Annotated in this window: 8 protein-coding genes; 7 read left to right on the top strand and 1 reads right to left on the bottom strand. The window is 46.2% G+C overall.

From position 1 onward, the window contains the following. Window positions 1–7: 7 nt before the first annotated feature. Window positions 8–4,132 carry a two-component regulator propeller domain-containing protein gene (locus tag U5K72_00345; GenBank protein ID MDZ7717257.1) on the bottom strand — a complete coding sequence of 1,375 codons (4,125 nt, stop codon included), beginning with the start codon at window positions 4,130–4,132 and terminating at the stop codon, window positions 8–10. Window positions 4,133–4,277: 145 nt separating this feature from the next. Between U5K72_00345 and U5K72_00340 the strand changes: the two genes are divergently transcribed. The 7 genes from U5K72_00340 to U5K72_00310 all read left to right on the top strand — a co-directional run bounded on the left by U5K72_00340 (window position 4,278) and on the right by U5K72_00310 (window position 13,343). Further along, a complete protein-coding gene (locus tag U5K72_00340; GenBank protein ID MDZ7717256.1) occupies window positions 4,278–4,442 on the top strand; it encodes a hypothetical protein in 165 nt (54 codons plus the stop codon). Window positions 4,443–5,011: 569 nt separating this feature from the next. Continuing rightward, window positions 5,012–6,139, top strand: coding sequence for a choice-of-anchor Q domain-containing protein (locus tag U5K72_00335; protein MDZ7717255.1), 1,128 nt, complete (start codon window positions 5,012–5,014; stop codon window positions 6,137–6,139). A gap of 44 nt (window positions 6,140–6,183) precedes the next feature. Further along, entirely contained in the window at window positions 6,184–7,251 is a 1,068-nt protein-coding gene (locus U5K72_00330) for a hypothetical protein (protein MDZ7717254.1), read from the top strand. Beyond that, entirely contained in the window at window positions 7,203–7,676 is a 474-nt protein-coding gene (locus U5K72_00325) for a hypothetical protein (protein ID MDZ7717253.1), read from the top strand. Before U5K72_00330 ends, U5K72_00325 begins: the two co-directional genes overlap by 49 nt. Next, window positions 7,654–8,385, top strand: a complete 732-nt coding sequence (locus tag U5K72_00320; GenBank protein MDZ7717252.1) for a choice-of-anchor Q domain-containing protein — start codon at window positions 7,654–7,656, stop codon at window positions 8,383–8,385. The genes U5K72_00325 and U5K72_00320 overlap by 23 nt, the downstream gene beginning before the upstream one ends. Continuing rightward, window positions 8,360–11,470: a T9SS type A sorting domain-containing protein gene (locus U5K72_00315; protein MDZ7717251.1), complete on the top strand. Its 3,111-nt coding sequence runs from the start codon at window positions 8,360–8,362 to the stop codon at window positions 11,468–11,470. Before U5K72_00320 ends, U5K72_00315 begins: the two co-directional genes overlap by 26 nt. Window positions 11,471–11,936: 466 nt before the next feature. Then, entirely contained in the window at window positions 11,937–13,343 is a 1,407-nt protein-coding gene (locus U5K72_00310; protein ID MDZ7717250.1) for a Gfo/Idh/MocA family oxidoreductase, read from the top strand. Window positions 13,344–13,369: the final 26 nt, after the last annotated feature.

The raw sequence follows: 13,369 nt of genomic DNA, 5'->3' as shown, positions 1-13,369 counted from the left end.
TGATTAATCACCGGTTGTGTAATTCCGAGGGCGGAAATCCAAAACGCTTTTTAAACCTCCGGCTGAAGTACGATAAGCTATTAAATCCGCATGCATAGGCCACTTCAGAAAAATTATCATGCCCGGCGGAAATCAGTTTCTTAGCTCGATTTAATTTTGCTTCTGTTAGCATTTTTTGAGGAGACTGATCCGTAAACTTCTTGCATTTTCTGTACAACTGGGTCCGCTCTACATGCATCAACTCTGAAAGTTCAGAAATCCCAAAATCAGGGTTATCCAGATTTTGCTCAATATGATAATTGAATCGTTTCAGCCAATCATCCGGTAAAGAATTTCCAGCATTTGATTGTTTAGATACTAACTTCTCACGAAGCCTTTGTTGCATATTTAAAAGTGATAAAATCCTCGCCTTTAGCACATCCGGCCGGAACGGTTTGGACAAGTAGTCATCGCCACCTTCTTCCAGGCTTTCAATTTCATTTTCTTCGCCGGATCGGGCTGTGAGGAACAGCGGCGGAATGTTTTTATGAAGCGGATCTTCCCTCAGTTTTTGGCTGAAAGTAAACCCGTCCATCACCGGCATCATAATATCAGCAACAATCAGGTCGGGCGGCGATTGATCAATTTTCTCCAAAGCCTCTTCCCCGTTTTTTGCCGTTTTGATATGAAATTCTGACTCTAAAACCGATTGGATATAGGATCGCATATCACGATTATCTTCCACAATCAGAATATTTGTCCGATCTTCGGGACGCCTGTAACTTGATTCTTGATCTGCTGATTCCTTTCTAAAAAACTCAGTGACTTCATCGGTTGAACTCTCATTCGTTTTAAACTCATCGACTAATTTCTGGGAAGGTTTTTTCCCTTTCACAGCAGTTTTTTGAAGGCTGATTTGCATACAAACACCTTCCCCCTCTTCACTCCTTACGGTCAAGGTTCCATCATGCAAATCAATCAACTCTTTGCAGAGAGCCAATCCAATTCCAAGCCCTTCAGAAGTTCGGGTATCGGATTCATCAACCTGGTAAAACCGGCCGAATATCTTATCCATTTTTTCGGGTGGTATCCCCTTTCCGGTATCCTGTATATCTATTCGGATTTCATTTCCCTCCTCAAAAACCCGAACGGATACATCTCCATGTTCCGGTGTAAATTTTACGGCATTAGCAATCAAATTTCCCAACACCTGTTCCATTTTTTGAAAGTCTGCCTTCACATAGGATTCATTTAACTCCGATGTAAAATGCAGTTCTATCTCTCTTTGATCCGCAATCGGGCGAAACATCTTCAGCGTTTCCTCAGAAAACTCCACCATATTTATGGGTTGGAGATTTAAACTCATCTTGCCGGTTTCCAGTTTTACAATATCCAAAATCTGGTTGATCAGGCGCATCAACCGCTGACCATTGCGGAGCATCATCTCCATTTTCTCTCTCTCTTTATCTTTAAGCCCTTTTTTATTCTCCAACAACTGCTGAAGAGGATTTAAAATCAACGTTAGAGGTGTTCTGAATTCATGGCTCACATTTGCAAAAAACCTGGACTTGGCACGATCTAATTCTTTCAGATCTTCTGCCTGTTGCTCGGTTTTCTTTTTCTCTTCACGCAACTCTTTTGTGCGTTCACTCACCTTCACTTTCAGTCTTTTCTCTTCCATCTTAAGGCGATGCATCCGCCATTGAAAAATGCCAAGTACCAGTCCAGTAATCAAAAAAGCGCATAAAATGAGAAACCACGTTGTTTCGTAAAAATAGGGAGCAACGGTAATAGCCAGTTCAGCGGGATATTCATTCCAGGACCCATTATTATTTGCGGCCGTAACCTGGAACGTAAAATTTCCTTTGGGTAGATTTGTGTAAAATGCTTCTCGCCGAGTTCCAGCCTCCGTCCAGTTTTCATTCAACTCTTTGATTCGATACCTGAATTGCACCTCCTCCGGAACCATGTAGCTCAGCCCGGTGTACTGAATGGTAAGGTCCCGTTGAGTGGCTTCCAGCGAGATCTCTTCTGGCATGTTGAAGACAGATGTATCCGCCTCTGCCTGCTCAATCACAACTTTTGGAGGAAGCGCATTCCTGTTGACCGATGTGGGATCTACCACCACCACTCCATCCTGCGTGGGAAACCAAAGCCTTCCATCAGACGAGCGAACTCCTGACGGAAAAATACCTCCGTTCGCTTCCCGGTTGTTCATTCCGTTATCTTCATTGTAGGATGTGGATCGAATTTCAGAAATCTCCCCAGCCGTAAAATCATAAAGCTCTGATTTTTGGACCCAAAAAATTCCGCGGTTCGTGCTCATCCAGAATTTCCCATTTTGGTCATCTACAATCGAATGAATCACATTGTCGAAAAGCCCGTCAGAACGATCCATCAATGTAATTTGTCCGAGGCTATCTGAATTTTCACTCCAAATTGTGTGAATGAGTCCGCGATCTTCGGTCCCGATCCACAAATTCATTTCTCCCTGGCTTTCTTCAATAAAAATGGATCGTATCAGGTTACTGGAGAGGCCATCGCTCGTAGTAAAGGTGGTAAACTCATTCCCATCCAACCGAACAATTCCGGAACCGTTCGTCCCAAACCAAACATCTCCATTGGGAGCTTCTTCTGCTGTTCGAATACGGTTTGCTCCCTCGAAATCGCTGTTACTATAAGATCTCCATTCGCCATTTTCTTCAATAAAAAAACCGTTATCGGAAGCGATAAATAACCGGCCGGAAGAATCTTCAAAGAGTGCCGTTACAGTTGATGAATTCAGTTCATCCGGTGTTGGATACAGCCTGAAATTTTTGGTACCCTCGACATATTCATACACTCCGTCATCAAACATCGAAGCCAAGATCGTCCCGTCATCTTTTTGCCAGAGAGATCTCATATACGCATCGGATTCTTTTCCAATGAAATTATAACCGCTCATCACTTTTGCATTGCTGATTCTGGCGACTCCCTCTCCATGCATGCCCAGCCAAATATTTTCCTGGTCGTCCTCCAAAACGGGATATACAATTCGCATTGGCAGGCCTTCTTCCGTACTGAACACGGTAAACAGATTTGGTTTGATGCGATATAACCCGTCATTCCAAGTTCCAAACCAGAGACTTCCTTCGCGGTCAAACATCACGTCTGTAATATCGGTCGGGCTTCGAATGATCAGTTCATCCCCGCGATAAATTTCATTTCCCGTTGCTTTCCAGAGCTGTCCGTTTGGCCCTTCAAAAAAGGAACCACTCAGCAACACTTCCGTTTCCTCTCCTCTTCCGACCTCGACAATTTTCCCACCCTTGAAATACATAAACCCGCCGCCATCGGTTGAAAACCAGAGCGTATCGGATGCCTGGTAGATATCGATAATTTCTACTGACGTTTGAAAGGACTCCTTGATACCATTTTGATATCTGAACAGGCTGTCCGGCGTGGAAAACCAAAGATTCCCCAGATCGTCTTCAAAAAACGGAGTCGCATCATCAACAGCTTGACCCTCTGCAATTTTTTGAAGGATTTTATCTGATCCAAACCGATAGATATTCTGATTGGATCCATCCCTCAGCCAAAGTGTGCCATTGCTCTGGTAAAAAATGCGATCAATCTCCCCCTGAATTTTCTTCGGGGAAAACGGTTCAAGCTGACCATTTTCATAAAGATTCAGGCCTGTATCTGAACCAATCCACAATCGCCCTTGAGAATCGAGATAAAGCTTGTTGACCAGGTTTCCGTTGAAGGTTTCGGATGAATCGATCTCCGCGAATGTTAACTCATCGAATTTTACAAGATGTTGCTGCTCGGTCTCCAGCCAGAGCGTGCTGTCCGGTGCCTCCACAATTCCATCAATTCGGTTACTGGACAAACCGGGATATTGCCACGTTTTAAATGGAGTGAACGAAACACCATCAAACCGAACCAGTCCATCCGTTGTAGCCAGCCAAAGGTATCCATCGGATGTTTGAATCACTTTGTTAACGGAATTGACAGGTAATCCGTCTTCAATATCCCAGTGTTCAAGAATGTAGTCAGGATGAACAAAACGAGACTGATTTTGTGACTGTACAGGCTGACTCACACAGAGAACAATCCAAGTAATCAGAAAGAAAAGATGACTGAAATGTTGTCTTTTTGAGAAAATCGTCAAACCAAGTTCTGTTCCCTATTTGAACATTTTGCCCCTTCTGAAAGGATTCTGCCAACAAAAGTACAAGGATTTGCACGATTTGTGAAAACCCTTAAGGGCTTAAATCTATACTATTTAGACCGGTAAGCAAAAAACAAACTCTGCTTTGGCTTTAGAAGATGATAACGATTCCGAACCCACATCAAGAAAACCAGACGATCCTCTGAGTATTGAGGTGGGTGCGCTTGAATCGATTTTATCTCAGGACGAAGAATCTGAGGAGTCAGATGAGGATAAACGTGAATCAGAAAATTCAGATCAAGAAACGTAAAAATGAATACCCAAAAAATCTTATTTACAATCATTTTATCCTTGGTTTTTTACAATATCTGTAAAGCCCAAGAGACTATTTATGTTGATATAAATGCTTCAGGTAGTAATGATGGAACATCGTGGGGTAATGCCTATAATAACCTCCAGGATGCGATTTTCATCAGCTGATGGGACTGATGAGATCTGGATAGCGGAGGGAACATGTTATCCGGGTTACAGACCGGGACGAGAGTTTCAGAATCAACGGTAACAAAAATGGCCTGAAGATCTACGGAGGCTTCGCCGGTAACGAATCAACCCGTTCCAGCCGCGATCCCGGTGCCCATCCCGTCGTCCTCTCCGGGGAGATCGGCACCTCCGGTGACCGTTCGGACAACAGCTACCATGTGCTCTTTTTTGACGGCAGAAATTTCGATAACATCACCCGTGCCACCGTGCTCGACGGCGTGACGGTGACTGCCGGCTACGCCAGAGAAAACGCCACTGATTTCCCCCATAACGCGGGCGGCGGCCTGTTCTGTAACGGCCGCGGGAGCGGCAACACATGCAGCCCCACCCTCTCCAACATTGTCTTCACCGACAATCGAGGTAATTTCAGGTGGAGCTATCTACAACGATGGCGCTGGCGGTGAAAGCAGCCCCTTGATTGCCAATGCAATATTCTTCAATAACAAAGCTGTCTTTGGCGGCGCGATCCGAAATGTCGGAGGTGGAATAGATGGCAGCGGTCCGAGTACTCCTGTTATCACTAACAGCATTTTTTACAACAATACTGCTTTCGACAAAGGTGGAGCTATCTACAACACCGGCGCCAATGGGGAGGCAAGCAACCCCGTAATCACAAATAGTATTATCTATGGAAATGGTGACGAAATCTTTAACCGCATAGCCACTCCAATAATCACCTACTCCCTGGTGGACGGCGGCTATCCGGGTACCGGCAACATTGACGCCAATCCCCAATTTGTCAATTCGGGAGATGTGGCCGGCCCCGACGGCGTCTTCGCCACCACAGATGACGGGCTGCAACTGCAACCCAACAGCCCCGCCATCGATACAGGAAATAATAGTGCCGTACCTGATGGGTTGACCACAGACCTCACCGGTACGGCCCGTATCCAATACGAAAACGTCGATATGGGTGCCTATGAAAAGCCAGATCCGGCCCTGACGATCTACGTTGATGCCTCAGCTACCGGTGCAGGTAACGGATCGTCCTGGAATGATGCATTTCCTGACCTACAAGATGCAATTTCATTTGCTACGGAAAATGACCAGATTTGGATAGCGGAGGGGACGTATTATCCGGGTACGGACCGGAACGATAGTTTCAGAATCAACGGTAACAAAAATGGCCTGAAGATCTACGGGGGCTTTGCCGGTAACGAATCAACCCGTTCCGGCCGCGATCCCGGCGCCCATCCCGTCGTCCTCTCCGGGGAGATCGGTACCTCCGGTAACCACTCGGACAACAGCTACCATGTGCTCTTCTTTGACGGCAGAAATTTCGATAACATCACCCGTGCCACCGTGCTCGACGGCGTGACGGTGACTGCCGGCTACGCCAGAGAAAACGCCACTGATTTCCCCCATAACGCGGGCGGCGGCCTGTTCTGTAACGGCCGCCGGAGAGCGGCAACACATGCAGCCCCACCCTCTCCAACATTGTCTTCACCGACAATCAAGGTAATTTAGGTGGAGCTATCTACAACGATGGCGCTGGCGGTGAAAGCAGCCCCTTGATTGCCAATGCAATATTCTTCAATAACAAAGCTGTCTTTGGCGGCGCGATCCGAAATGTCGGAGGTGGAATAGATGGCAGCGGTCCGAGTACTCCTGTTATCACTAACAGCATTTTTTACAACAATACTGCTTTCGACAAAGGTGGAGCTATCTACAACACCGGCGCCAATGGGGAGGCAAGCAACCCCGTAATCACAAATAGTATTATCTATGGAAATGGTGACGAAATCTTTAACCGCATAGCCACTCCAATAATCACCTACTCCCTGGTGGACGGCGGCTATCCGGGTACCGGCAACATTGACGCCAATCCCCAATTTGTCAATTCGGGAGATGTGGCCGGCCCCGACGGCGTCTTCGCCACCACAGATGACGGGCTGCAACTACAACCCAACAGCCCCGCCATCGATACAGGCAGTAATAGCGATATTCCGGCAGACACTCCAGATCTTGACGGTGACGGAGATACAAGCGAACCAATTCCATTCGATATAATGGGTGATAATCGTATCAGTGACAATTCTTCAACAGTAGATCTCGGTGCCTTCGAAGGTGTATTTGATCCTCCGCTTACCTTATACGTAAACAGCGAAGTCTCCGGAGGTGGGAACAACGGCTCCTCATGGGGCGATGCTTTCTCCGACCTGCAAGATGCTTTAACTGCTGCAACATTCAACGATGAAATTTGGATTGCCGAGGGAACGTATCATCCCGGTACGAATCGGGACGACAGCTTTACAATCACCGGCAATCAGGACGGGATTGAAATCTATGGCGGCTTTGCTTCCGGTGACTCATTTAACGAGCGCAATCCCGCCGATCACCCCGTTGTGCTCTCCGGGGATATCGGCAGTGCTAATGATGCTTCAGACAATAACTATCACGTACTGGTATTTGATGGGACGGAAGAGTACAAATATTACCAACTCTACTGTTTTGGAGGGTGTAACCATTACCGGCGGGAACGCCGATGCCTCTTCTTCTCCAAACGACCGCGGAGGTGGTATTTTCTGCGATGGCAACGGAAGCGAAAAATATATGCAGCCCTACACTCACGAGTATAATATTTGATAAAAATTCTGCTGAAAGCGGAGGAGCCATCTATAACCAGGGGATTAACAACGGTGAAAGCAGCCCAATCATTACCAACAGCCTTTTTACGAATAATAACGCCCAAAACAGTGGTGGGGCCATCAATAATGTTGGCTTAAATAGTGGAGATAGTAGTCCAATCATTACAAATTCTACGTTCTTTAACAACACTGCCGACCTAAGCGGATTTGGGTTTCGCGGCGGGGCTATTTCTAATGAAGGAAGTAACGGCAAAAGCAGTCCTATGATAAGGAATACCATTTTATTTGGTAATAATGCCGGTGCAGGCAATGAAATTGGGAACCTAAACGCTTCACCGAACGTCCGTTACTCATTGGTTCAGGGTGGTTGTCCAACAGATACTAATTGCGGAGATGAAATCTACAATTATCAATGAAAATCCAATATTTGAAGATACTTCTGTCGGCAACTATAGATTGCAAGGTAACAGCCCTGCGATCAATGTTGGAACCAATAGTCCTTTTGAGACAGGTGGAGTAGCAGAAGGAATTACTATCGACCTGGCCGGTACCTCTCGAATTTATAACTCAGAAACTGTTGATATAGGCGCCTACGAATTCCAGGGTGAGCCAACCGATTCCGAAAAACCAATTGATCCCAATAATGAAAATATACTGTTCGTGAATATCAATCTGGAAGGTGGAAACGAAAGCGGGGATTCCTGGGATAATGCTATTCGTGAGCTTCAGCGCGCTTTGAATTGGGCGGCATCAGACTGGAATGCAGAGCAGGACGGCACCCTCCAAATCTGGGTAGCAGCCGGAACCTATACGCCGGGCGAAGAGGGGGACCAGTCAGCAACCTTTCAACTGGTCAACCATGTAGAAGTGTATGGTGGATTTGATGGGAATGAAGAATCCCTTGAAAACCGCGATTGGAAAACTCATACAACTATTCTGAGTGGCGATATAGATGACAATGATGACGACTTCGCCCCATCCACAAATAGCGATGAGAATTCATCTACTCCCTCGCAAACAGATCATATTAGTGGCAACAACAGCTACCAAATTGTGACCGGAAAGCAATACCGGCAACAGCGCCGTTATCGACGGCTTTTTGGTTACCGGAGGTTTTGCAAATAACGGTTCGGAATTAATCTTTGATGGCGCAGGGATGAACAATGAAAATGGAGATCCAACGGTCCGAAATATCATATTCAGGGGAAACAAAGCCTTCCTGGATGGTGGAGGAATGAATAATCAAAACAGTTCTCCCGTTTTAACAAATATCATCTTCAGAGATAATACCAGTAACTCCAGTGGAGCAGGTATCTATAACGACAACAGCTCTCCTTCGCTTAGAAATGTCAGTTTCATCAATAATATCGCTCTTATTAACGGCGGGGGGATGTATAACTTCGAAGAGAGTTCTGTCACACTTACCAATGCACTCTTCGCTGAAAACAGTGCGAGCCAAGGTGGAGGAGGAATTTATGTGGATAGAAATAGCTCGGCAGAAATAACCAATGCCACATTCGCAAATAATGAAACTGATGGCGGTGGCGGTGGAATTCGTACCCGCGAAAATAGTACGACAGAAATAAGTAATTCCATTATTTGGGGGAACAATGCCTCACAACCCGGCAACGAAATTTCAAGTAACGGATCTTTAACACTCGAATACAGCCTGTATGGTAACTTCGACGATGAAATAGATATTGAAGATGACATTTCCGGCACGGGTGACCGAACGATAACAAATTCCATTACTGATGACCCGCTTTATGCTGATCCGGATAATAGAGATTATAGTTTACAGGAGCTTAGCCCGGCTATTAACAAAGCGAGCAACCAGCTTTATACAGATGCCGGCGGTGATGTTGATAACGACACAGACCTTGCAGATAACTCGCGGGTTTTTAATGGTGAGACCGAAATTATTGATATGGGAGCCTACGAATTCCAGGGTGACCCAGGCGCTATTCAATTCACCAAATCTTTTGATGATCCCGTTGCCGTTGGCAACACCGTAACCCTGGAGTTCACGATTACAAACAATACGTCTGAGTCTCTGGCTAATCTCAACTTTACGGATGATCTGGATGCTCTACTACCCGGGCTGGAGGCTTCTGGCCTGCCAAAAAACGATGTTTGCGGAGCTGGTTCTCAAATATCGGGTACGAGTACACTCACCCTTACCGGAGGCAATACTTCGAGTGAAAGTACCTGCACATTTGATGTTACCCTGCAACTTCCAAATAATGCCAGACTCGGAAACTATACAAGTACAACCTCTGCACTGTCTTCCGGCAACAGCACGATTGCCGATCCTGCAACGGATGAACTTACAATCAGTACTCCCCTATCTGGAAATGACAACCGAGTTCTTGCCGGTAATCAAAACGGGTACACCTTTACCCCTGATGATTTTAGCCAGACGGATAACAATTTATTTGTTCATGTCGAGGATCTCCCGGAAGAGGGCAGCCTGGAACTGGACGGCAATGTTGTTTCGGACGGGCAGGATATTTTAGTCGGCGATATTGACAACGAAGATCTTGTTTGGACTCCGGATGATAACACCGCTTATGGAATAGACTACGATAAATTCGACTTTAACATTAAGGACTCCAGCGATAATGAAAGTGAAGACACCTACACCCTGACCATCAATCTGGCGGCTGCCACCGTAGAACTGACCGGCAGTGAAGGCTGGCGGTTTATGACCAGTCCGTCGGATGGCGAAACCTTTAGCAGTTTCCTTGATCCGATCTCTGTAGAAACGGCGTCCGCCGCGTTTCCTACTCTTTATCAACTGGATCAAGATGAGTACGAATGGAATGCCGTTGGAAACATGAACTCAGAAATCGATCCGGGTAAAGGATTTATTGTTCTTGTTGAAGACGAGCTACCCACAACTCTATCCTCCGGCGAATCCTGGGAGGAACTGGACGGCAGTTTCAACTACAGCGGCCTGGACTACAACGGGGACGACAGCAGCGCCAATCCCGGCAATTTCTACCTGCTTGCCAATCCGCATCCCATTGCACTGAACTTTTGCGAGTTTACAGATGCTGAAATTGCAACCTCGCTCTATTTTTGGAATCCCAATGCCGGGGCAGGTTTTGGCGATTATGTCAATGTGAGTTGTGATCTTGAAGAAGGCGAGGTACTCATCTCCCCGTTCCAGGCATTTTGGATACGAACCACGGCCTCCAATCCATCTCTTGGTATTCCTGAAGACGCATACGAAGAAAGTACCGAGCCGGGATATTTTAAATATCAACAGAAAGCAGTTGCTCAAAAAGCATCGACATCTTCATTAGAAACTTCAGAACAATCCACATCCAAATCGTCTGAAAAATCAGGGATTGTGAATAATGAGTTTGCCATAGGATTAACGGTTCAGGACGAAGAACAGAAATTCTCCAATTCCACTCACATCTTTTTCTCTGCTGAAGCAACGCCCGGTCTTGATCCCATCGATGCGCCCAAACTGAGTGCAGCAGGATTAGCCGAACACTGGGTTTCGCTCCACTCCCTGGATCAAAAAGGTAACAAATACGCGCTGCAAAGCCGGCCTCCTGTGGATGAATCTGCGATGAGTGAATCAACCCAAACAGATCAACAGGCAAAAACCACCATCCCCATTGGCGTACAAACCACAGAAAACCGTTCATTCACCTTATCCTGGAATCTGCCGGATCAACACGTATTTGACGGCCAGTATTTTCTGAAGGATACCCGAACGAACGATGTGATTGATCTGAATCAAACTGACAGGTACACGTTTGAAATCGAGCCAGTTCAAATCGCCAAGGATACTCATCCGATGAGTGAAGTAGCTGAAATCGGATCTATGGGCTTACATACTCATCGGATGAATGCCGGGGCCACACCGCGGTTTGAACTACTGGTGGCTGCTTCCGGCGTAGATGGACGAACCGAATTGGGAGACGTGCCTGATGATTTTACCCTGAACCAGAATTACCCGAACCCGTTCAATCCAACCACGGTCATCAGCTACGAACTGCCGCAATCTGCCGAAGTGCGCCTGGATGTGTACGATATGGTAGGGCGCCACATTGCTACGCTGGTCAACGAACAGACATCAGCGGGCCGTCACACCGTCAACTTCGATGCCAGCCAACTTTCCAGCGGCGTGTACCTGTATCGGCTACAAGCCGGAAGTACGATTATGACTAAGAAATTGACCATTGTGAAGTAACGTAGCGCGGGTCGCTGACCCGCGAAAACCGGTTCCCCTCTCTCCCAGCGGGAGAAGGGGAAAGAGCGAAACGAAGTACAAGCAACTATTTAAAACCAACGATCTAAACCAATCAACCATGGAAAACAAAACCAAGACTCTTAAAACCTGGATCAAACCAAAAATTTCTAATCTTTCAATCAGCAGGGACACCCAACAGAATGATGAGCCATTAAATCCACCCAGCAGGGAAGCTTCTTAGCATTTACCAACATTTTGATTTTTTATTAGATAGCGAATTCGGAATTGTGCAATAGCACCTCCAATTCACCCCAGATTATTATTGATTTAGTGACAGGTTTTAAATAACCTGTTTGATATATACTTTGCTCAAAGTTTATATCACAAAAAGATGTTCGGGAACTAATTTCTGAGGTCAGATCGCCCGATAACTAACTATATATTGATTAATTTAAATGGAGTGAATATGTCTAATATTTCTCGTAAAAATTTTCTGCGAAACAGCGCTCTCGGATTGGCCGGCCTGGCAATTGCCCCAAAAAGTGGCAAAGCTGCTGAACGGTTTGAGGAGCTACAAAGTCGCGACTGGAAAAAAAAGTTTCAGGCGAATGATCAAATTCAAATTGCCACAATTGGTATGGGAATCATCGCCCATTTTGATACACCAACAGCCTTGGAGGTTCCGGGCGTAAAAATGGTTGCCGCGGCCGACTGCTACGACTCGAGATTGGTTCGCACAAAAGAGGTATTCGGAGATGATGTCTTCACCACAAAAGATTACAGGGAAATTCTGGAAAGAGACGATATTGACGCCGTCCTGCTCTGCACACCCGACCACTGGCACGCAAAACATTCCATTGACTTCCTGGGTGCTGGTAAACATGTTTATTGCGAAAAACCGATGGTCCAGCAGATTGATGAGGGACACGAGGTAATCCGGGCTGATCAACAAAGCGATGCCGTTTTGCAGGTGGGCAGCCAGTTTACAAGTGACATGATTTTTCAAAAAGCAAAAGAGCTTTACGAGTCAGGAGCTATCGGGACTCTGAACCAGGTAGTTGCTGTATACAACCGGAACTCCTCACTCGGTGCATGGCAATATTCAATGCCCGAAGATGCTACTCCTGAAACAGTGGACTGGGATCTGTTTCTTGGAGATGCACCGGAGAGACCATGGGATCCCAAGCGATTCTTCAGATGGAGATGCTATGACGATTACGGAACAGGCGTTCCCGGAGATCTTTTTGTTCACTTGTTTACCGGAATTCATACCGTTCTTGGTGCAGTAGGCCCAACTCATGTTTCAGGGACTGGCGGCCTCCGCTCATGGTTTGACGGACGTGAAGCACCTGATGTAATTAATGGCCAATACCACTATCCGGAAACAGAAAATCATCCTGATTTTACACTTACACTGCAAAGTAATCTTGCAGACGGCGGCGGAACGGGCACACGATTCCAGTTTATTGGAGACGAAGGCGCGATGGAAATATCTCCCGGAAGTTCTGTTAAATTGACTCGAATTCCGCGAAGAGAACCTTCCCTGGATGATCTACAAGGCTATAACTCTTTGCTCACCTTTTCTGAAGAGGTACAGAATGAGTTCAAAGAAAACTATCGTGAGGAGCATGCCGATGAAGTGGAATATAAACCTGCCATGAATCAAACCGAAGAGTTCCGTACACCTGATGGTTATGATTCAAGACTGGATCACTTCGTCAATTTCTTCGATTCCATCCGAAATGGCACACCTGTGTTCGAAGATTCCACCTTTGGATTCAGAGCTGCAGCTCCTGCTCTTCTAACAAACACAAGTTTGAAGGAGCAACGGGTCGTTCAATGGGATCCCGAAAATATGGAGTTGGTTTCTTAATTAACTCAATCTATTCAAAAAAAGCC

This window comes from Balneolaceae bacterium (assembly GCA_034521495.1).
Classification (GTDB): Bacteria; Bacteroidota; Rhodothermia; order Balneolales; family Balneolaceae; genus Rhodohalobacter.
This window is presented reverse-complemented; position numbering and strand designations above follow the sequence as displayed.

Coding starts and splice junctions, on each gene's coding strand:
- U5K72_00320 (MDZ7717252.1), top strand. CDS start 7,654: ATGAAATCTACAATTATCAATGAAAATCCAATATTTGAAGATACTTCT.
- U5K72_00325 (MDZ7717253.1), top strand. CDS start 7,203: ATGGCAACGGAAGCGAAAAATATATGCAGCCCTACACTCACGAGTATA.
- U5K72_00310 (MDZ7717250.1), top strand. CDS start 11,937: ATGTCTAATATTTCTCGTAAAAATTTTCTGCGAAACAGCGCTCTCGGA.